Origin of the sequence: Geomicrobium sp. JCM 19039 (assembly GCF_000698145.1) — a bacterium.
In the GTDB taxonomy this organism is placed as follows: domain Bacteria; phylum Bacillota; class Bacilli; order Bacillales; family Marinococcaceae; genus Geomicrobium_A.
On the sequence record NZ_BAXB01000013.1, the window covers coordinates 73,684 to 95,128 of the forward strand.

Below are 21,445 nucleotides of genomic sequence, written 5' to 3' on the forward strand. Positions count from 1 at the left end.
TGTGAAGCCTGCCGTTTGCACAATGCAGGTAACTGTGTTGGAGGAGAAAACAGGTGGAGTGAAGGAATCCAGTCAATGACGTTGCACAATAATAATCGGCTAGTGTGACCCCCTATTTCACACTAGCAACGGAGAAGGAGCCAATTGGCTCCTTCTTTTTTGTTATGCAAAAATAAGGTATTTGTCAGTTTATGTGTCTTAAATGGGCTTTTATCTGATATATATTGTAAACTAGACACTTTGTTCGTCGAAGCTATTGAACATAGGTCTTTCCTGCATCATACTTTTCTCAACAAGTGGGGGCTTGTTGTGCGAAATTATTGACGGATCGCCGCGTGCGATGAAAGTCGCCTGCGTGGTGAATGCCTGATCGTGAGACAGGAATAGCGAACCCGTACCAGACATTTTTGATTTTCAAGAGGTGATGCAAAAAACAATACGTCAAGCATCAATCACTGTCACTTTTAATTTTGAAGAGCCACAAGATGGAAATGTAATCGTAGAAATGATTACTCCAGAAAGTCGTGAGTGGGGTCAGATTGAGTTGCGAGAAAATGTCTATCATCTCCCTTTAAATCAGCGTGCAGAAACAATGTTTCGCTTACGAGTTGACGGTGGGGTGTATGATGGTCAATACAGTCGTGAATACATTTTAGAAAATATCTAGCAAGTGCAGCATAGTTGCTTGCTTTAGACACCCAATTTATTTGGGTGTTTTTTTTATAAATATTTTAGTCTAGCCTATATTTCATGCAAATCTAAATATACTATAATAATTAAATAATTAAGTCGATTAGTGTTGATATTGGAATATTAAACTAATATAATAGTAGGAAAGGTGGGGGCCTTTTGTGCAAATTTGACGGATCGCTTTGTGCATGAAAGTCGCCTGCATGGTGAATGCCCGATCGTGAGACGGGAATAGCGAATATGAAGAAATAGATATTAGTATAGACTATGAAAGACCTTACAATTTTGATGGACAAATTTATGGAAATCAAGTGCGGGTTAACCTTCCTAGTGAACTTCAAGGAAAGACCGTTGCGCCAGGTGATTTTAATTTTACAGCCATAACTACCAATGGTGTTGAAGTGAGAAACACCTCTAAGATTGAATTATTGTTAGGTAATCGATTAACAACAACCTTTCTATGGAACCCAAATAATGATAGGGAAGGCGGCTCTTGGACTTTTGGAACCAACTTTGAAGAAGGGGATACGATTGAAACCGTGAGGATTACCGTTACACTAGATGGAGTGACTTATGTTGGTTCAGATGACGTTTATTAATTCTTACTTTAATTCACAATGGAGTAAATAAATGGTATGAGAGAAGGACTGGAGGATAACCTCCAGTCTTTTTACCACTTCTCTTAGTCAGTACTAAATAAACAAGAATCTTTATTGGCAATGGATTCATATTCAAAAACAATTCTAAAGTAAGCCTTGAGAAAGCTAATTTTCTTATTTTAAAGGTGGGAACTTTATAAGAAGAAATTTGCAAAGTGAAAACAAGATAGAAATTGAGGTGAAAAGCGGAGTGTTAAAAGTGTTTAATTGCCATGAAGCCATATCACCACCATATTGAAATTTTAATAACCTATGACAAAGAGTTGGTTGAAAGTTTTATTGGTTAGTGAGCTATTCTCAATTATCTTGTTTGTTAGTTAAAAACGATGCTCAATGACTACTTACGATTTTGGAATTGATACAACTTTTGGTTAGAATTTTTGTCGTGGTCAATTGTTTACCCCTGTTCAAATTTGAAATATTTATTAGGAGGATTTTTTAATGGATAATGCAAGAATGACACGATTAAAAAAATTGAAAAATAAGAATGAAGTTGATAACCCGGCAACTCTAAATGATTTGGTCGTTTTATTTACCCCTTTTGCAATATTTGTATTGTTAATATATGATATTACTTGGTTAATGGACTCGGAAATGGCAATTGTTTTTGCAGTTACTTCTTCATGCTCTGCAATAGGTATACTCAAGGTCATGAATCACAGAAGACAAAAGAAAACAAATCGAGTTTTTAACCGTGAATATGCTCAGATGATAAAGTTTAGACGTGCTATATTCTCAATTTCATTATTGCTAATTGCTTCTACAAGTTTTGCTTCAGAACACATTACAATGCTTGTTGGGCTGTTTGCCATCTTGCAATTCGGGTTTTTAACTGTTTACAGTGTTGCATTGCGAATTTACTGGGAGGGAATCCTCAATTCTAATCAGCACATTGGAAAAAGTTTGAAGAGACTGAGCACCTCGTTTTTCATGCCAAATACACAATAACTATATAATTAAATAACCGCCCGTCTACGGGCGGTTATTTTTTACATCAATAGCCTTCGCCGTTGCTGCTCTCTTCCAAATAGGCTTCACGGAATGAGTGGTGTTCGGATGCAAATTGCTGAAACCCTTGAACATCTTCATGGACACCTAATAGATAATTCGGATTGACATAATCAATACGCGGGACGTCTTCTGCTAAGATTGTCTGAACGTCTTGGTACAGTTCTTCGCGACGAGCGTCGTCGCTTTCCTGTCGTGCTTCAATCAGCATTTCGTCGACGTCTTCATTCTCGTAAAACATGCGGTTGCCTGGACCTCCGAAATTCGCAGAATGGAACTGACGATAAAGGGCGTCATTTGGGTCTCCGAGATTGTTCGACCAACCGAGCATGTACATATCATGCTGACCTTCAGCCGTTTCACTTAGTAGCGTTCCCCACTCAAGCTGTTGCAAAGACACATCAATGTTTAGTGTCTCCTTGAGCCGATCTTGAATGTACTCTCCTGCTTGCAAAGCAAGCGCGTCACTTTCTTCAACCCATAACGTCGTTGAAAAGCCACCGTCAACGTCTGTTTCAGACAACAATGCCTGTCCTTCATCCACATCATAGGCTGGATAAGCGGCATTCGGATTATAGCCGAAGATGAATTCGTTAATGGCGGCTGTCGCTTTGCTTCCGTAGTCGCCATAAAGCCCTTGAACAAGCGTGTCCGTATCAATCGCCGCTGCAATCGCCTGACGGACGGTCGGATCATCAAACGGTTCAGATTGAACGTTAAACCCAAAGTAGTTGGAACGCATGCTCTCTGTTGCCAGTAGGTTTGCGTGCGCCATGGACTCAACCAAGCTACTGTTTACAGGCTCAATATCATCAGCAATATGAACCTCGCCGGTATCAAGCATGGCGATGCGCGTCGACTGCTCAGGGACAATCTGATACGTTAAGTGATCAAGGTGTGCCTCTTCTCCCCAGTAGTCATCATGTTTAGTAAATTCAATGCGGTTTCCTTGATCCCAAGAATCAAAGACGAATGGGCCGGTACCGACAGGATGAAGGTCAAGGTTGTGATTTCCTGCTGCATCATCTTCCATTGCTTTTGGACTAATCATGCCGCCTCCAAAGTGCGATAAATTATTCGGCAACGATAAAAATGGCTCTTCCGTCACGATGTGCACGACATGGTCGTCGATGACTTCAACCTGATCAATCATATTAAATTGCGAAGCCATCGGAGAGGCAACTTCTGGGTCTAACACACGGTCAAAGTTGGCTTTTACCGCTTCTGCATTAAACGTTTCACCATCATGGAAGGTGACGTCTTGTTCCAATACAAACTCCCACGTATGATCGTCCAATTGTTCGTAACTTTCGGCTAGAAGGGGTTGCAAATCCATGTTTTCATCAGGAGCAACTAAAGTCTCGTACACATTTAATTTAACCGTTCCGGATGTACGGTCACTTGCACCATGGGCATCAAGATCGGTAATGTCCGCTGGAATGGCCATGGTTAGTTCCCCACCCGCAGTGGGCTCGCTAGCAGAATCAGCATTGGCATCGGCTTCTGATTCAGTATCTTGATTCGGTGTTTCTTCTAAATCAGTTGAACAACCAGCAATGATGAACAAAGCGCTAAGCAAAAATACAAATCGTATGTGACGCATTAAACCCATCCCCTTTTTAAGTAATAATGAGCGATTCCAAGTCACGCGGATAATACGTTAACATGTCCATTCCCTCGTCTGTAATTAGAATGGTATCTGAATGCCTAAAGCCACCGAGACCTTGAACGAATAACCCAGGTTCTACGGAGAACACCATTCCTGCCTCAAGAACGGTGGCGTCTCCAGTATCAAAGAACGGGGCCTCATGAGTATGAACAAGACCGAGAGCGTGCCCGGTGTGATGCAGAGACAAGTGGGATATTCCTTCCTCTTTAAAATAATTTTGGACAGCGATGTCCACAGCTGACGCCTTGACCCTGGCTTAATGGCATCGAACGCGATTTCTTGTGCGGTTTTCATGTGGTTGAAGTAGCGCTCCTGTTCTTTGCTCACTTCTTCAACGAACATCGTTCGCTCAAGTTCACTAATGTAGCCCCACACATGGGCTGCGGCTTGGGAAATGACATTATAGCCACGTTTTAATACTAAATTTTGATTTTGTGAGTGTGGAAAAGCGGAATGGGGTCCGATCTGACCACGATAGAAAGCGTGAGCTGGACTTCCGTTTGGTAAATATCCTTTCCCGAGCGTTTCAATCATCGCCAATGTCGCTTCCGCTGTTGCCTGTGTCTCAATTTCAACTTCTGTTTTGCCCGCGTTTGAATATTTGACGAGAAGTGAATGGGCGAGGTTCGCCCAGCGGCACGATTCTTTGATCAATTCAACTTCATTTTTAGATTTCACACTTCTCAATTCTTCCACAAGACCGTAGACCGATGTATAATGATTATCGAGCAATTCACTCAGCTTCGGTCCCCGATATCCTTTAGGGGAGCTGTAGCCGTCGCCATCAATCCCAATGGTTAATTGAGTCATACCTATCGAATGAAGATAATCTTTAAAATGTTCCATCGGGTGTTTGAGCCCCGGGTACTCAGGATAATCGTGAACGTGATCAACAAGGGCATACGTCTCTGCATGATCTTTCTCCATTAAAGGAACGAAGAGGTGAGAGCTGCCTTTTGATCAAAACTAAGGCAATGGGCCGTTCTGAGGGCCGAAAGTGAAACGCGGTCAAGTAAAAAATATCGATGGATGCGTACAAAATGGCTCCGTCAATGGTACGATCTTGCAATCGCTGTTTAAATATTTGCTGCCTCTCTTTAATTTCAGTTTCGGGAATTTGCAGTAGCATCATGACCACCCTCTCATTTTTTCCAAATAGTATTTCATTTAGCATAACAAAGGTGAAGGCGCTTTCATCATACTTATGAGTCGGTGTATAATACGCAATAAGTATTAAACAAATATTTAAATTACGAGGGAGAGATTTATGCGTGGAGCTTAGACATTTACGCTATTTTATTGCGGTAGCCGAAGAACTTCACTTCGGTAATGCCGCCAAAAAATTAAAGATTTCCCAACCTCCACTCAGCGCGCAAATCAAAGAGCTTGAAGAAGACTTAGGTGTCCAGCTATTCGAACGGACAAAGCGGACAGTCGCTCTCACTGAAGCGGGGAAATACTATTACGACATGTCACGTAAAACATTACAGCGAATTGATAAAGACCGGGATACTGTTCAAGTTATCGCCCGTGGTGAACAAGGAAAAGTTGCCATCGGTTTTGGAGGATCGGTCGTCTATGAAATCTTACCGAAAGTATTGAAACAAATTAAGAAGAGTTTCCCGAAACTTGAGCTACACGTCTCGCAGCAGACGACAAATCAGCAAATGGCATCACTAAAAACGGGGGAGATCGACATCGCTCTGCTCGTCCCACCAGTTGATGATGAAGATATTCATACATTCCCTTTTTACAGGGAGGCACTGATTGTCAGCTTGCCGAAGACTCACCCTCTCGCTAAAGTTCCGGAACCATTGACGATGGATCAGCTGCATAAAGAACCATTAATTATCAGCCCCGTTCAGCAGGGGAAGGTTATTTCGATGCAATAAATGCCCTCTTTATAAAGTCACATACGACAATGAACATTTCTCAATATTCAACGGAACAACAGACCATGGTCTCCCTCGTCGCTGCTGAATTCGGCATTTCCTTCGTTCCGGAGTCAACCCGACTCATCAAACATGAAAACGTTGTCTATCGACAAATTGATGTTCTCCATCATAAAGAAACGGTCCTTGCCTGGAGTAAAGCAACGCAAGTGCCGGTCGTTCACCGGATTGTGGAGCTGCTGCAAAAGATGAAATCGGAGAGGTGAAAGAAAGCCGGTTACAACATGAAAAAGCGATAAGGGACTCACCCCTTATCGCCGCCACGCTATGAAAAAATTCCCTTTTTCCCCCTACTCGTCCTCATTTTTCTATACAATTTCCCGGGTGCTTCTGACGATATACCAATTACCTGATTTCTTTTTACCTGCCGTATGTTTATGTGAACGGAGTGCCCACACGTTCCGTCACGCACTCGTACGAAAGGAAGTTGCCGATATTCAGAGTCCATTAGCCCATTCAGATATAAAAACGACCGAGCGTCTACGTGCCCACCGACCAAGACTCATTATTGGCCTCCGTCGATTTGTTATAACAGCGTGCACTCCAGTAGCCCTTTCGGCTTGTATTGCAAAAAATACTCATTTTTATCGCTGGAACACATAGCCTTCTTACATGGCCTTATAGCCGAAAGGAGATGGGTTTGTCATGAGCGAAGAAAATAAGCACCACCATCCAAAAAAGAAGGATAATTTCGTTAAGAATACGTCTCGGGAAGTGACGGACGCATTTGGGAACACGGTCGATTCGGCGGGACGCATCGTCAAGTCGGTTTCTGGAGAAGGCGGTCTCGTCGGAAAAGCAACCGACACGTCGGGGCGAATTCTAAAAGGCACGGCAGGCAAAGCCAATCAAGTGATTGGCAAATCGTCAGAAGCTCCCGGTAATCTGTACAGAAAAGCAAGAGGGACACGTAAGAAAAGTGAGGACGATAAGGAGTAACCTGGCGGTGATGGCGATAAGGATTCGTTCCTTATCGCCATCAATGCTTTTATCCTCGACGTAACATTCATGTGGGAATTTGATGGACAAGCCGCAGTTGTAAGGTGACAGAATAGGCCGATCCGTCAAACTCCTGTTTTTCCTAGCGAGCAGTGAACAGAATTAAAGCAATGCTTGCATAAACTAATGTTATTAGTTTATGCTGTAACTAATACCATTAGTTTAAGGGAGTGCTTTTTATGAAGGTATCTACATGGGGTCATATTTATCAACTTGCGTTTATGCCAAATATCTTTCCTGTGAATTGTTACTTGATTGAGGAAGAAGCATGCTTAACATTAATTGACACGGCACTTCCGACTAGCCATAAAAAAATTAAAGAGGTGGCAAGGAAGATAGGTAAGCCGATTACACACATCGTGTTAACCCATGCCCATAGTGATCATGTCGGTTCGCTCGATGCACTTAAGGATACGATAACGAAGGTTGAAGTGAGCATATCCGAAAGAGATGAACAGTTGTTAAGAGGAAATAGAGAGTTACAAGCCGGGGAACCAAATTTGAAAATTCGTGGGGGAGTCCCTAAAAACATCCGAACAAAACCAGATCGAACGTTACGAGAAGGAGATCGAATCGGTTCGCTGGAGGTTTTGGCAACACCGGGGCATACTCCAGGTTCAATTAGTCTGATTGATACACGAACCGATGCTGTGATTGTTGGAGATGCTTTCCAAGTGCGTGGGGGTTTTTCTGTATCGGGAACGTTAAGATGGACCTTTCCAGCACCTGCATTGGCAACATGGAACAAAAAAGAAGCCATTCAAAGTGCGAAAAAAATCCAGACGATTCACCCAAGTATGATAGCAGCAGGTCATGGGAAAATGGTCGATTCACCTGCGAAGTTGCTTGATCAGTCGATCGAAGATGCGATAAGAAGGACGTATAAATGACACCAAGAAGAGGATTAACGAGCAAGGATATTGTCAATTCCGCAGCCAAAATTGCAAATCAAAATGGACTAAGTTATGTTTCCATCAGTGTGGTCGCTCAAGATTTGGATATAAAACCGCCGTCTCTTTATAATCATATTCGTGGATTAGACGAATTGCATGAGTTGCTAGCGATTCACAGTTGTCTGCTTCTTTATCAAAAACTTCATTTAGCCACTCACAACCAAAGCAACCGTGAAGCGTTAACATCTTTTAGTTATGCATACATTGATTTCGCAAGAGCTTACCCTGGGCAATATGAAGCCGCTACGCATTCTTATGACGAGCACCATGCGCAACTGAAAGAACTGCAAGATCAAATAATCAATCTTGTGCGCACACCGCTCTATGAGCTCGGGTTTGAAGAAGAATATACGGTTCACTTGGTCCGAATGTTACGAAGCCTATTACACGGCTTTGTTATGCTAGAATCAGCGCAGGGATTTAAGATGGATTACCAAATAAACGATTCTTTAGATGTAATGATTGAAACGTTTTTAATAGGTATCCAACGATTCGAAAAGTAATTGTCCATGTGGCATCACTTGCTTGGAGTTGTTCCTCTAACCAATCGGCTTGGATTTCTATCTCTTCTAGCTCCGCCTCACTGTTTAGCAAGAAGAATTTAACATTCCCATACGTAAAGAAGGAAATCGATGCTTCTTGCCTGGTCGGTTGTGCGCGTTAAGAAAGCAAGTGACTATGAACGTTCGGAAGACTGGGTGGGTATGTGAAATGGGTACTGCGAGCGAGACGATACGATGAGCTCGGGGAAAATGACATTGAAGGTTCCGCGCACCCGACAAGGGGAGTTCTCACCTTCCACTGCTCATGCAGCTTGAAGAAAGCAATTCAAACGATTAAGTGGGTAATGGTGCACCGTTCATTTCAAAAGAAATTTAATCGCAAGGTTACCTAAGAAAGAGACTAAAGAATTCCGTACAATCCTGACGCATCTATTTTTACAGAGCTGCCCAGATCGCGCACGCCGGATGAAAAATGAGCGTGTGGCTTCCTATGAGGACAGCCACAATTTGAGTATGCTTTAGCCGTGTTCGATGAAGGCTTTGAAGATGCCATTCAGTTTATGAGTGAGCCTGTATCGTTATCATCCACAACGACGGACAACCAAATACATCGAACGACTCCACCTTGAAATTCGTCGATGGGAGCGCATCATCAACATCTATCTGAACCCCCAGCCAGCATTCCGACTTATCGGTGCGGCACCGAAAGATTATGACACGTCGTTGTAGCATAACAAACGACCATTGTTACGAGAAAGTTCTTCTAAGAATTGGTTTTCCAAGGGGCCTGCAAGCTCTTTGAAGACAACACCTCAAACCCAAATGAATGACTTGGCTCCTCGTTGTAACACGTTTACACATAAAGATGGACTTGACCTCGGCAACTGCCCTTTAATGTGCACTATCTCTTGCTTTTTTATTTCTGGCATAGAAGTCAGCTGCTTTTTGGCGATTTCCGCATAAATCCATACTACACCAACGTCTTTTTCCTGCTTTTGAAGTATCAACGAAATGAAGACGGCACTCTGGATGATCACAATTCCTAATGCGCGAAATTGCCACATTGTCTAACGTTTCAAAAATCGACTGAAATAATGTGTAGAGAACGTGATCTATAGTCGTAACTCCCTCTGAAACCAACACTAGCTTTTCAGCTTCAAGGTTAATTTTTAGGCCTTGCCGTATCTCTTTAGTGAACGCTTGCAACGAATCTACAACAGCTAAAGAAACCTTCCCTTCGATTTTTAAATCCCTTAGAACCAATCTGCTAAGGTCACGAAGTAAAGTGAGCTTAACAATTAGCTGATCAAACAATTCCTGATTTCCTAATGCTTGAACGTCTGAAGGACGAAGTAAAACATTTTCATCTAGCCAGTGCAGAGCACTTGATGGTTGAAAGAGAATATCAAATTCTTGATTATCAGCGATATAATTCGTGTTTATTAGGTTAATCCACGCCTTTCCACCTAATGTGAATAGTTGTTTGTCCAAAACTTGTCACCTCACGCTTCATTCTAACCTATAAAAAATATGTTTACAAGTTAAGTGGATGGGGGTATTATGCTTATTATAACCTTTAAAATAATTTATTAAAGGTTATAATATAAAAAGAAAGGAGATCGTGGTGTTCATTCGTTTCTGTTAATAAGGTGAATAAATCCTACATGAGGTGATAAGATTGTTTATTCAATATAAGTCAGAAGAAATTGATCAGATTAACGTTTTTTACAGAGAAGCTGGCAATCGGGAAAATCCGACAATCCTCCTGCTGCATGGTTTTCCGTCTTCTTCCCATATGTTTCGCAATTTAATACCTAAGTTAATGGATGAGTTCCATATTATTGCACCTGATTATCCTGGTTTCGGAAACAGCGATCAACCAGACATGGCGAATTTTGAATATAATTTTGATAACCTTGCGCTTACAATTGATAAATTTGTAAAAAAAATAAAGTTGAAAACATTCAGTATATATGTCCATGATTACGGGGCGCCTATAGGCTTTCGATTGGCAGTAAAGCATCCTGAACGTATCCAAGCCATGATTACTCAGAACGGAAATGCATATGAGGAAGGACTAATGTCAGCTTGGGATCCTATACGCACGTATTGGGAAAATCCTAGTGAAGAAAACAAGAACAGTTTAAGACACCTCTTAAAAGTAGATTTTACGGAATACCAGTACAGAGATGGCACCCGTAAACCTGAAGCAATAAGTCCGGATGCTTGGAACATGGATCAATTCGTTTTAGATCGCCCAGGTAATGATGAAATACAGCTTGCGTTGTATTACGATTATCAAAACAACGTTAAGCAATATCCAGAATGGCAAGACTACTTCAGAACCCACCAACCTCCAACATTGGTTGCATGGGGGAAAAATGATATGTTCTTTGGTCCAAAGGGAGCTTTAGCTTTCCAAAACGATCTAAAAGATTGCGACGTTCATCTATTAAATACGGGACATTTTCCACTAGAAGAAGAATTAGAAACAAGTGCCCACCTAATTAAACAATTTTTGAAAGATCGTTTAGCTTAAATACACGCTACGAGAGCTCTTCACTGCGCTGTCCAGTGAAGAGCTCTCATCCAGAACAGTAGATGTACTGGCTATGATCACAAGTACATCTCAAGCAGCGTATGTCAGATTACGATACCGACTCTGGAGAACATTTGACTTTCCAATAATGAACGTGTTTGAAAAAGATTTAATCATCTGTATCGTGACGTGAATTTCGCTTTACTTTCTTTGAAAAACCATGCCCCCCATCATCTAACACGAGGTACCCAATACCTGACTCTGTGCTGCGCAATACTTCAACAATTTTATCTTATTCTTCTTTCATAACGCACGAATCATTTGCCCCTTGAGTGATTAGCATGGGTCTTGTCGTCGTATCGAATTATGTGATTGGAGAATCTCTAGTAAACCGTTCGGGCTTGTAATCCACATTTCCATGATTGGCTTCTAGAATTCAGAAACAGAATGATAGGAACTAAAGAGGTTGGAGACACCAAAGATGTCAACTTCTTAAGTGTCTACTTTGGAGGGGCATATCATATCAAGCAATAAGCGGGTTTATTATTATTAAGATGATCAAAATTTTGTTTGATAATGTGATGAATGATAATCCTAAAAAGAGCCCGCATATCGCGGGCTTACCGAACAGTTAGGCAATCGTGGAAACTTTCATCCAATTTGTGGATTGTCCGTCAAACGTGCCTCCGTCAATAACTAGCCTGATTTCAATCTCCTCGAAAGTATAATCCCCTTTACGAACCAAGGGCACTTCATTGCCACTGGTAACGTTCTCAATTACATATTCGCAGGTCGGATTATTCATTTGTAAATTAACTAGACCATTATCAGGTTCAATGAATGAACATCTAATAGTGACATCCAGAAGCGATTGAAATCCTACTCTCTGATCTCTCTAAATTCGGCTCTATATGTTGGGGTGGAAAAATAACTGAGTCAAAATAAAATACGCAGGCTCCTATGTCCTCTATACTTGAATTTGCCAAAATAATTCATAGACAAGGAGCTGCGTATCCATGCATAAACGGATTAGACGATCATTCCAATATTCCGCGCAGGAGGAAGTAGTCAGGATATGAAAGCCTGACTGCTTTTTATTTGGCAAAGTGACAAAAATATCACATTGCCTCCCAATTTATCACCTAAAGCGTACGACCCATACCCATATAACAATTACACTATATATAGAACAACTTGATTGGAGTGTATGGAATGAAAAGTCAAAAGACACCAAAGACCGTTTTAAATGCTGAGGGAGTAAGTAAGTCTTATGGCCAAAAGGGAAATGCACAAGAGGTATTGCAAGGAATTAATCTTCGAGTGATAGAGGGAGAGTTTGTTGGCATTATGGGCCTTCAGGCTCAGGCAAGACCACTCTTCTTAATACATTGGCTACGATTGACCGTGCCACAGACGGACAAATATTTATAAACGAGCACGAGATTTCGAAAATGAAAGATCGCCAACTTTCAAGCATTCGCCGTCAACATCTCGGATTTATTTTTCAGGATTACAATTTGCTTGATACGTTAACGGTAAAAGAAAATATATTGCTACCTGTTTCTTTAACAAAAATAAGCAAAAATCAAGCTGAAACGGAGTTTCGTGCCATTTCAGGGATTTTAGGTATTACGGAATTAGCGAATAAGTACCCTTCTGAAATTTCGGGTGGACAAAAGCAACGCACCTCTGCAGCAAGAGCGTTAATTCACTCGCCTTCCCTTGTTTTTGCTGATGAGCCCACAGGTGCCCTTGATTCAAAAGCAGCCTCCAATTTATTGGAGAATTTAGATGAAATTAATCAAACACGACAAGTCACGATTGTCATGGTCACTCATGACCCATTGGCCTCTAGCTATTGCAACCGTGTTGTCTTTCTAAAAGACGGAAGAATTTTTTCTGAATTGTACCGAGGAGAGAAAACGAGAGAATCCCTCTTTAAGGACATTCTTGATATGCAAGCCGTTCTTGGAGGAGGCACGCAGAAATGAATACACAGAAACTAGTGATGCGGAGCATGCGAAAAAACATCAAAATGTATTATCTCTATTTTTTCGCCATGATCTTCAGCATAAGTTTGTATTTTATCTTTTCTACCCTACAAAATGACGAAATGATTGTTACTATGGGTGAAGCTAGCGTGAACTTCTCCATGGCCTTTCAAGTTGCTGGATTATTACTCATTCTCATTACCATTGTGTTTACGATGTACGCGACGAGCATCTTTATTCGAAGACGCAGTCAAGAAATCGGATTGTACCAGTTAATTGGCTTGTCAAAGGCTTGGGTCGCTAGGGTACTGATCTTGGAACACACAATTCTTGGTCTAGGCGCTTTACTCATCGGGTTGCTAGTCGGCGCTTTGCTCTCGCGACTCTTTCTTTTACTATTTATGAACCTGATCGGTATTGAAACTACGATTGGCTTAAGCTTCTCCAGTCAGGCGCTTATCCAAACCATTGCTGTTTTTTCCTGCTTGATTGCGGTTACATCCATTCAAATCATATGGACGACTTATCGAAGTACACTACTGCAATTGTTTCAAGCAAATCATCAAAATGATGAATTTGTCAAACGTCCAAGCATTGTTTCAAGCATTTTAGGGGTAGCAGGAATAAGCCTCATCGGGTTTGGCTATTACGTGTCTACCTTGATAGTAGACAATGCCGATCAGCTGCTGTTTCTTATGCTACTCGTTCTCACAAGTACCATTCTTGGAACCTATGTCGTCTTCCATACGACAATAAGTTGGATATTATATGTTTATCGAAAAAAGCAAAATGGAAACCTCGGTCTGTATAATAGCCTGTCGATCGCACCATTAATGCACAGAATGAAGGGACACGCCAATTCACTAACCGTAATCACAGTATTGTCTGCGATGACCATCACGATGATTTCCCTTTCTTATTCCTTGTATTATTCAATCGAAAATGATACGAGGTTGGCGATGCCTTTTGATTTTGCGGTGGAAAATATGCCGGAGGAAGCTGCCGCGATATCAAGTAGGTTAGAAGAGGAGCAGATTAAGTTCGAACATTATCAACTAGATGCCATACGATTTGATGGCGCGTGGGTGGAGCAGGATCCAAATGAAGACAATCGTCAAACAACGTTTATGCTTTTCTCAGCAGAGCAGGTGGCACAGGCTGGATTAGATGTTGAGTTTCCCCAAGATGGAAACGCCATACTTCATAATAATCGAGCCATTATCGAAGGGATGCAGTTTTCATCTCCAAAAGATGTGCAGTACACATCAAACGATGAAACAAATCGGCTAACTGTCTCCGAGTATCGGTTAGATAACGTAATGAATTACAGGTTCTTTGGCAATCAATTGCTTGTTACTGAAGAAACATTCGAAGCAATGAGAGATAGCATTCAAGACGATGAACACAAAGAATACTTGAGTTTTGATACATTTCAGTTATCAGAAACTGAAAAATCAGATATCGCCTCCGAGATCTTTCTAATCAGTGTAAATAGTGATTTTATCATTGACTATTATACCTCATATGAACAATCGGTCCAAAACTTCGGACTTCTCATTTTCATCGCCGGATTTTTAGGTTTGGTGTTTCTCCTTTCAACAGGAAGCATATTGTATTTTAAACAAATGACGGAAGCTGAACAAGAAAAAACCCATTATCGAACACTACGACAACTTGGATTCCATGTAAACGATTTGATGAAAGGCATCGTTCGTAAACAGCTCTTTGTTTATTTGATTCCTCTAGGAGTTGGGTTATTGCACGCTACTTTTGCTCTTAATGTGGGCTCTGTTCTTATTGCCGCAAGCATGCTCACCCCAATCATCATTAGTATGGTAGTGTATATTGTCATCTATTTGCTGTTTATCATAATTACCATTCGCTATTACAAAAGAATCGTCACAAATGCTTTATAGAAAGGAAGAAAAGTGATGAAAAAGAAGATCATCATTTCTTGTCTCGCTGTCATCGTCACTATAGTTACGATTGCTAGCTTGTACCTGCTATTTCGTGAAACAATTGATCGTTTTAATCCATTGATGGAGCAGGAATATGTATATGTCGAGGTTCGAGAAGAACCTGAAGATGATGACGGAAGATATAGATATAGGGAGCAAGGTGTCACTGAAAGCGGAGAGACGAAACGAGTAGTATTCACCACCAGCACTACACTTGATCAAGGTACATTCGTAAGAGTACTCGCCAAAGGGTCTTATACAGAAGAATACGAACTTATAGAGGAAGAAAATATGCCACGGAATGAATAAACTAGCTAATGTTACGGTGTTCAAATACAGCGCCCTGTGATAGGCAAGAGAATACCTTTTTACACGGAGCTGCATCAACAAGTTTGTGTAACTCAGTAATGCTATTACTCATGTCTAGAGGGGAAGATTCAAATTTCCCCTTCGCTTCATTTTCATATCGCGGATTAGGTGGTCTGGGTGGCTGTTCATGGTTCTCGCTTATTGAATGATATTTATTGTATAACCCTTTGATCGAATGAATGAGGGAAACTGAAGGAATGTCAGAGAAGGTTGAAGGACTTTCTGATACTTCTGTAAATGCCTAAAGAATTGATTAGCTTCTACTCTTGCTATTGCTTTGTGCATTGCTTTTTAATCTTTAGCCGTTTTTTAGAATATCCTCGTATAGTTAAGATTAATTTTATAATTATTGGATCGTGTAATTTTTGCTGTGTTTTTCTGACACCTGATAAAAAATGGAACTTTCATGCCGAAGTGTGTAGTTAAGGGTACTAAAACATGTGTCGTTTCAGGAGGCAGGTCCTAAATCTCTGCAAACCTTTAGCCCTTTCGGCTTGTATTGCAAAAAATACTCATTTTTATCGCTGGAATACATAGCCTTCTTACATGGCCTTATATCCGAAAGGAGAGGGGTTTGTCATAAGCGAAGAAAATAAGCACCACCATCCAAAAAAGAAGGATAATTTCGTTAAGAATACGTCTCGGGAAGTGACGGACGCATTTGGGAACACGGTCGATTCGGCGGGACGCATCGTCAAGTCGGTTTCTGGTGAAGGCGGTCTCGTCGGAAAAGCAACCGACACGTCGGGGCGAATTCTAAAAGGCACGGCAGGCAAAGCCAACCAAGTGATTGGCAAATCGTCAGAAGCTCCCGGTAATCTGTACAGAAAAGCAAGAGGGACACGTAAGAAAAGTGAGGATGATAAGGAGTAACAAGGGGGATTATCCCTTACCATTACATGTGCCTTAGAGGACATATGTCTCCAACATGGGCATAACGGCAGAACCACAAAACCAAAGAACACCACCGAATTTCGGTGGTGTTCTTTGGTTTGAATGGTGAATGCCATACCAATCTCTTAGAAACGATGGGTGCGGGTTTATGAAGGCCGTGCGTACCGATTGATCAATGTGTGTAGGCTCGACTTCTTCAGCTTGTGATTCTTCAAGATGATGAGGTTAAACCCGGTTTTGCCATAACTTAACCTATAACAAAAATAATTGACATACTCGACCAATGAAAATATCAAAATTGCTATGGCGATGATGATGTCTGTTCCATTGCTATAATTTATCGCGATGTTCAATACGACAGGTAAACATAAAAGGCTCGTTATTTTTTGTAAATATCGATAGGTTTTAGCGACTTGAGTATGAAAGTTCAATTTAAATTTTATGGACAGGTAGCGATATAGCCAATAGAAGATCCCCTGCAAAAGGATAAAAACAAGATAAGCGAATGCAAAAAGGCTGGCAGCCCCCAAATCCAATAGGTAATAAACATAAATAAATATACACACGGCTACAAATTCACCTAATGCAAGGTTGACTAAGCGTGCTTTCATCTTTTTTACCGTAATTTTTCCACCACCTTCATCTTCAATTAATGAAAAGTAATCTCGCCTAAAGAAGTGAGCATTCTGTGATTCCGTGCCCATTGAAGTAAAGTGATTTGTGCATAATGCCCCACTGAGATAACAGAAAAGCGGGATTCGTCAGATTGATTTTACGATAGATCTTGCTCAAGCTCTACGTTCAAAAGAGGATGAATGGTGAATTTAACTTCCTCAAAGCCCCATTCGTTAAAGAGAATAACAAAGGCAAACATGCACCTCTTGCTTGCTGTTTCGTTCGCCCGGGCGATCTCTTGCCATTAGCGCTTATGGAGATTGTGAAAGGTTCTTATGAGCACGAAATGATCTACATGAACACTCGGTGTTCATGTAGAAAGTGATGAATCGCAAAGGAAGCGGTTCCTTTCGCACAAGAGTAATGCCCAAGTCTTGAATAAATGACAGAGGTCGATTGACGGTTTTGGGTGGGGAGCCTCTGATCGAGAGATCGATGAATCCCATTATTTAACCAAGGTTCAAACCTCGCGAGTCGATTGCCGATGATGATTTTTTCAGGGTTAAATGTGTTGATAATGGTCACTAAGCCGATTCCTATATTAACGCCTATATCATGTAAACGTTGAAGTACTTCAGCATCTCCCTTTTTCGCCTTTTCTTCTAATACATGAAGGTTCTGATCATCGGTTTTGTCGAGTAGTGCCTTTTCAGACGCGTATAACTCCCAGCAGCCTCGGTTACCACAACGGCATTTTTGACCATTTGCTTCAATGGTCATATGCCCCATTTCCCCAGAAATTCCGTTTGATCCCCGGTACAATTCATGATTAATAATGATGCCAGTGCCAATTCCTATGCCTATACTTACATAAACGAGATTGGCTTCTCCTTTTGAAAGGCCATAAAGGTGCTCAGCATAGACGCCTGCATTTGCTTCATTTTCTATAGTTACGACTAGCCCTGTCTGAGACGCAATCTGTTTTTTAAGATCTACATTTTCCCACGCCAGATTCGGTGCAAAAAGAATTTCTCCTTCATGATTGACAATACCAGGAACGCCGATGCCAACACCAACGATCCCATAGGACTTTCAGGAGCACGATCTTTCAGGGAAGAAATCATGTTGACGATGATACGAACGGCAGCCTCTATACTTTGTTCCTGCAAACTCTCCGTAAGTGTATCTAAAATATTTCCACTCAAGTCTGTTAGAACCGCTAATACATAATTAACACCTAAATCAATACCGATGGAAAAACCGGCTCGATTGTTGTAGTAGAGCATGACAGGTTTTCTCCCCCCATTTGAATTTCCTGTCCCGATTTCATAAATGAGGGAGTCATTCATCAGGTCATTAGCCAGTGTCGATACGGTGGCTTTGTTAAGACCTGTGTCTTTTGCAATTTGTGCCCGTGAGATGGGGCCTCTTGTTTCTATAGTATTTAACACAATGGATGTATTGATTTTCTTCACGAGGTTCAAATCTCCAGTTTTCTGAGAGCGCATGTATTTACCCCTACCTTCGTTTAATGCCTATCTTAATTCCTTTTATTATACACAATTATTATTGACAACGCTTACAAAAAAACCTATAGTTAGTTTAATCATTAAACTAACTATAGGGGAGGTTCTACAATGTTCAAAAAAACAATGGGTGTTGGCTCGTTGATTCTACTATTAGGCGCGTGCAGTGGTGAATCCATAGACGAAATGGGGAATACTGAAGGGGAGACGGATGTTGAAGGCGGTAATAGCGGGGAAGTTACACTTTGGTACTACTTTACAGGCAATCAAGAAGATCTATTTGTTGAATTGATTGAAGAATACAATGATTCTCAAGATGAAGTAGAAGTGGTTGGAGAATACATACCTTTTCCCGACATTGCTCAGCAGCTTTCTGTTGGAATCGCAGGAGGGAACCTTCCTGACCTTGTGTTTTTAGACAATGTTGACAATGCATCGTTCGCAGCTATGGATGTGCTGGAAGATATGACTCCTTTAGTGGAGGATTGGGAAGAATTAGAACATTTTTATGAGGGACCGCTTCAATCGGCGATGCACGATGGGAAGCATTATGGTTTGCCATTCGCCAGTAATGCACTCGGCCTCTATTATAACGAAGAATTGTTGAATGAAGCAGGGGTAGAGCCACCGGAAACGTGGGATGAACTTCGGGAATATGCAGAAATGTTGACGAATGATCATATCCAAGGTTTTGCGATGTCAGCCGTCCGCTCAGAAGAAGGAGCGTTTCAATTTTACCCGTTTTTAAAGTCGACAGGTGCCGATTATGATCGCCTCAACACAGAAGAGGGAATCCGTTCACTAGAATTTTTAAAGAGTCTCATGGATGACGGCTCCATGAGTTCAGATGTACTCAATGCGACTCAAGATGATCTTGCTCGCCAATTCGCTCAAGAGAACCTGGCAATGATGATAAATGGGCCGTGGAATATCGACCGGCTCACTTCTGAAAACCCGGATTTGGAGTTTGGCATCACACAAATTCCACGCGATGAAGAGCATGCGTCCGTACTTGGAGGAGAGAATCTCGCCATTATTCGTGATAGCAATGTGGAAGATTCATGGGAGTTTTTCCAATGGTTATTTGAACCAGAGCGTTATGAGCAGTATACAGCCGATACAGGTGTGTTTCCTGCAAGACAAGACATTTTAGAAGGATCTGATTTTTGGAGCGAGGATCCCTATTTAAGTGGGTTTGTTCCAATTATGGAAGATGCTCATCCGCGAGGCCCATCACCAGAATGGCCACAAATATCAGAAGTGTTGCAGTTGGCTCTCCAGGAAGTGCTTACTGACAGTTCAACACCAGAAGAAGCAATGGAAAACGCGGAAAATCAAATCGACGATATTTCGGGTGAGTAACGAATTTGTGGGTCTAACGTCGAGACCTTAGGCCCGCCCTCTAAGGGGACCATGATCGTGAAAAAAATTGAAGGTTATGTATTTGTGTTGCCTGCAGTCTTGTTTATGATTATTTTGATTGGTTATCCACTGGTGTACAACGTAGTCCTAAGTTTTCAAGATGTTGACCTAAGCAACCTCGCCGGTGATCGCAATGCTGTAGGTCTTGATAACTATCGTGAGCTAATGAATCGTGATGCATTTGGTCTTTCCGTCTGGAACACGTTGGTGTATACCGTAGGTAGTGTTTTCTTTCAGATGGTCATTGGGTTTTTGCTTGCGCTTTATTTCAGTATGAAATTTAGGTTTGCGGGTTATTTACGAGGCATTATGATGATTAGTTGGTTGATTCCACTTACGGTAACTGCGTTGTTGTTTCGTTTTATGATGGGATCATCAGAAGGAATTTTCAATCAAATGCTGATGTCGGTAGGAATTATCGACTCGGCAATTCCTTGGCTTTCAAGCCCGGAGGTTGCGCTTTGGAGCATTATCATTGCAAATATCTGGGTAGGGATTCCATTTAACATGCTTTTGCTCTCAACAGGATTAAGCAGCTTGCCAGAAGATGTATTTGAAAGTGCGAGTCTTGACGGAGCCAATGGTTTCCAGAAGCTCGTCCATATTACGCTTCCAATGTTAAAGCCGGTCATACTCATTGTGATGATGCTTGGTTTTATCTATACGTTCAAAGTATTTGATCTTGTTTTTGTGATGACAGGAGGAGGTCCACTAAATTCAACTGAGGTGTTGTCCACATTGGCATACCGATTGTCATTTAATGAGTTCAATTTCAGTTTAGGTGCAGCCGCTGCGAACGTACTCTTTTTAATCTTGCTCGTCGTGAGTCTCGTCTACCTTTGGATTATGCAAAAAGATGAAGGAGGGGACAAGATATGAGTAAGAAGAAAGAATGGGTGTTAAACATTGTCGGTGTCGTGATTGTTGCTCTGTTTTTGTTTCCTGTCTATTGGATGGTCATTACGGCATTTAAGACACAGACAGAAGTCTTTCAAACACCGCCAACTTTTTTTCCTGTAAACTTCCAGTTTGAGAGCTTTGTCAATATCTTTTCCAGTGGGGTAGGCGGGTATTTTCTGAACAGTGTGATCATCGCTTCGGGTGCGACCCTTCTCGTGTTGCTATTGGCAGTTCCGTCTGCATACGGGCTGGCTCGTTTGCGCGTACGCGGGAAAAAACGATGATCCTGCTTTTTTTAGTCACGCAAATGTTACCGGCAACGGTCGTTCTAACTCCACTATTTATTGCCTTTAATGAATTGGCTATATTAAACAGTTATTGGGCGCCGATCCTAGCCACTTCCACACTAGGCATTCCTTTCTCCGTGTTAATATTACGGACGTTTTTTATTGGCATACCTAGAGAACTGGAGGAGGCGGCAACGATTGATGTTGCAACCGATTTACCGCATTCATCCGCGTGATTATCCCAGTCTCTTTACCGAGCATTATTGTATGTGCAGCGATTTCGTTTTTCTTTGCTTGGGGAGATTTGATTTTTAGTATTACGTTTAATCGTGACCAGAGCCTTTGGCCGCTGACCGCAGGCATTCATAATGCAGTGGGACGATATGGAATTGAATGGAATGATCTGATGGCGTTTGCCACCGTCTCTGTCCTTCCAGTCATTGTGATCTTCGTGCTTTTACAAAAGCACTTAGTGAAAGGATTAGTCAGTGGTTCAGTGAAGTAAGAGAGG

General features: G+C 41.6%; 18 protein-coding genes and 4 pseudogenes. 17 read left to right on the forward strand and 5 right to left on the reverse strand.

Annotated elements, in window-relative coordinates; translation table 11 throughout:
• The first annotated feature begins 424 nt into the window (after nucleotides 1-424).
• Nucleotides 425-667 (forward strand): hypothetical protein, encoded by a 243-nt coding sequence (locus JCM19039_RS13260; RefSeq protein ID WP_042427915.1) that lies wholly within the window; start codon nucleotides 425-427, stop codon nucleotides 665-667.
• A gap of 1,123 nt (nucleotides 668-1,790) precedes the next feature.
• A complete protein-coding gene (locus JCM19039_RS13270; RefSeq protein ID WP_042427921.1) occupies nucleotides 1,791-2,297 on the forward strand; it encodes a hypothetical protein in 507 nt (168 codons plus the stop codon).
• A gap of 46 nt (nucleotides 2,298-2,343) precedes the next feature.
• Here the strand turns inward: JCM19039_RS13270 and JCM19039_RS13275 are convergent, their stop codons facing one another.
• Both JCM19039_RS13275 and JCM19039_RS25610 read right to left on the reverse strand, forming a co-directional pair.
• The gene (locus JCM19039_RS13275) at nucleotides 2,344-3,960 is read right to left on the reverse strand and encodes a glutathione ABC transporter substrate-binding protein (RefSeq protein ID WP_042427924.1); all 1,617 of its coding nucleotides are present in this window, start codon (nucleotides 3,958-3,960) and stop codon (nucleotides 2,344-2,346) included.
• A gap of 16 nt (nucleotides 3,961-3,976) precedes the next feature.
• Nucleotides 3,977-4,953: pseudogene (locus JCM19039_RS25610) on the reverse strand (M24 family metallopeptidase).
• Between the two features lie 344 nt (nucleotides 4,954-5,297).
• On the opposite strand from JCM19039_RS25610, the gene JCM19039_RS13285 reads away from it, so the two are divergent.
• The 6 genes and pseudogenes from JCM19039_RS13285 to JCM19039_RS27990 all read left to right on the forward strand — a co-directional run.
• Complete coding sequence (locus JCM19039_RS13285; RefSeq protein ID WP_052398792.1) at nucleotides 5,298-5,918, forward strand: LysR family transcriptional regulator; 621 nt, start codon at nucleotides 5,298-5,300, stop codon at nucleotides 5,916-5,918.
• A gap of 29 nt (nucleotides 5,919-5,947) precedes the next feature.
• The gene (locus JCM19039_RS26605) at nucleotides 5,948-6,184 is read left to right on the forward strand and encodes a LysR substrate-binding domain-containing protein (protein ID WP_052398793.1); all 237 of its coding nucleotides are present in this window, start codon (nucleotides 5,948-5,950) and stop codon (nucleotides 6,182-6,184) included.
• A gap of 439 nt (nucleotides 6,185-6,623) precedes the next feature.
• Entirely contained in the window at nucleotides 6,624-6,917 is a 294-nt protein-coding gene (locus JCM19039_RS13290) for a hypothetical protein (RefSeq protein ID WP_042427927.1), read from the forward strand.
• Between the two features lie 239 nt (nucleotides 6,918-7,156).
• Nucleotides 7,157-7,867 carry an MBL fold metallo-hydrolase gene (locus tag JCM19039_RS13295; protein WP_042427929.1) on the forward strand — a complete coding sequence of 237 codons (711 nt, stop codon included), beginning with the start codon at nucleotides 7,157-7,159 and terminating at the stop codon, nucleotides 7,865-7,867.
• Nucleotides 7,864-8,433, forward strand: a complete 570-nt coding sequence (locus tag JCM19039_RS13300; protein WP_042427931.1) for a TetR/AcrR family transcriptional regulator — start codon at nucleotides 7,864-7,866, stop codon at nucleotides 8,431-8,433. Before JCM19039_RS13295 ends, JCM19039_RS13300 begins: the two co-directional genes overlap by 4 nt.
• 219 nt (nucleotides 8,434-8,652) lie before the next feature.
• Nucleotides 8,653-8,748: pseudogene (locus JCM19039_RS27990) on the forward strand (hypothetical protein); the annotation flags it as partial.
• A gap of 576 nt (nucleotides 8,749-9,324) precedes the next feature.
• Here the strand turns inward: JCM19039_RS27990 and JCM19039_RS13305 are convergent.
• Nucleotides 9,325-9,924, reverse strand: a complete 600-nt coding sequence (locus tag JCM19039_RS13305) for a CGNR zinc finger domain-containing protein (RefSeq protein ID WP_042427934.1) — start codon at nucleotides 9,922-9,924, stop codon at nucleotides 9,325-9,327.
• A gap of 187 nt (nucleotides 9,925-10,111) precedes the next feature.
• On the opposite strand from JCM19039_RS13305, the gene JCM19039_RS13310 reads away from it, so the two are divergent.
• From JCM19039_RS13310 to JCM19039_RS13330, 5 genes and pseudogenes are all read left to right on the forward strand, one after another.
• Complete coding sequence (locus JCM19039_RS13310; protein ID WP_042427937.1) at nucleotides 10,112-10,972, forward strand: alpha/beta fold hydrolase; 861 nt, start codon at nucleotides 10,112-10,114, stop codon at nucleotides 10,970-10,972.
• Nucleotides 10,973-12,184: 1,212 nt separating this feature from the next.
• Nucleotides 12,185-12,963: pseudogene (locus JCM19039_RS13315) on the forward strand (ABC transporter ATP-binding protein).
• Complete coding sequence (locus JCM19039_RS13320; RefSeq protein WP_042427940.1) at nucleotides 12,960-14,879, forward strand: ABC transporter permease; 1,920 nt, start codon at nucleotides 12,960-12,962, stop codon at nucleotides 14,877-14,879. The pseudogene JCM19039_RS13315 and the gene JCM19039_RS13320 overlap by 4 nt, the downstream one beginning before the upstream one ends.
• Nucleotides 14,880-14,894: 15 nt before the next feature.
• Nucleotides 14,895-15,230, forward strand: coding sequence for a YxeA family protein (locus JCM19039_RS13325; protein WP_042427942.1), 336 nt, complete (start codon nucleotides 14,895-14,897; stop codon nucleotides 15,228-15,230).
• A gap of 606 nt (nucleotides 15,231-15,836) precedes the next feature.
• The gene (locus JCM19039_RS13330; protein WP_238545043.1) at nucleotides 15,837-16,163 is read left to right on the forward strand and encodes a hypothetical protein; all 327 of its coding nucleotides are present in this window, start codon (nucleotides 15,837-15,839) and stop codon (nucleotides 16,161-16,163) included.
• Between the two features lie 987 nt (nucleotides 16,164-17,150).
• On the opposite strand, the gene JCM19039_RS25615 is transcribed toward JCM19039_RS13330, so the two are convergent.
• Together JCM19039_RS25615 and JCM19039_RS25620 are read right to left on the reverse strand one after the other, a co-directional pair.
• A complete protein-coding gene (locus tag JCM19039_RS25615) occupies nucleotides 17,151-17,879 on the reverse strand; it encodes an ROK family protein (RefSeq protein WP_307190259.1) in 729 nt (242 codons plus the stop codon).
• Nucleotides 17,792-18,307, reverse strand: a complete 516-nt coding sequence (locus JCM19039_RS25620; protein ID WP_238545044.1) for a helix-turn-helix domain-containing protein — start codon at nucleotides 18,305-18,307, stop codon at nucleotides 17,792-17,794. The genes JCM19039_RS25615 and JCM19039_RS25620 overlap by 88 nt, the downstream gene beginning before the upstream one ends.
• 129 nt (nucleotides 18,308-18,436) lie before the next feature.
• On the opposite strand from JCM19039_RS25620, the gene JCM19039_RS13345 reads away from it, so the two are divergent.
• From JCM19039_RS13345 to JCM19039_RS25630, 4 genes and pseudogenes are all read left to right on the forward strand, one after another.
• The gene (locus tag JCM19039_RS13345; RefSeq protein ID WP_052398795.1) at nucleotides 18,437-19,687 is read left to right on the forward strand and encodes an ABC transporter substrate-binding protein; all 1,251 of its coding nucleotides are present in this window, start codon (nucleotides 18,437-18,439) and stop codon (nucleotides 19,685-19,687) included.
• A 51-nt stretch (nucleotides 19,688-19,738) separates the two neighbouring features.
• A complete protein-coding gene (locus tag JCM19039_RS13350; protein ID WP_042427943.1) occupies nucleotides 19,739-20,626 on the forward strand; it encodes a carbohydrate ABC transporter permease in 888 nt (295 codons plus the stop codon).
• Nucleotides 20,623-20,931: a hypothetical protein gene (locus tag JCM19039_RS25625; protein ID WP_238545045.1), complete on the forward strand. Its 309-nt coding sequence runs from the start codon at nucleotides 20,623-20,625 to the stop codon at nucleotides 20,929-20,931. Before JCM19039_RS13350 ends, JCM19039_RS25625 begins: the two co-directional genes overlap by 4 nt.
• A gap of 23 nt (nucleotides 20,932-20,954) precedes the next feature.
• Nucleotides 20,955-21,439 (forward strand): annotated as a pseudogene (locus tag JCM19039_RS25630) (carbohydrate ABC transporter permease).
• Nucleotides 21,440-21,445 lie beyond the last annotated feature (6 nt).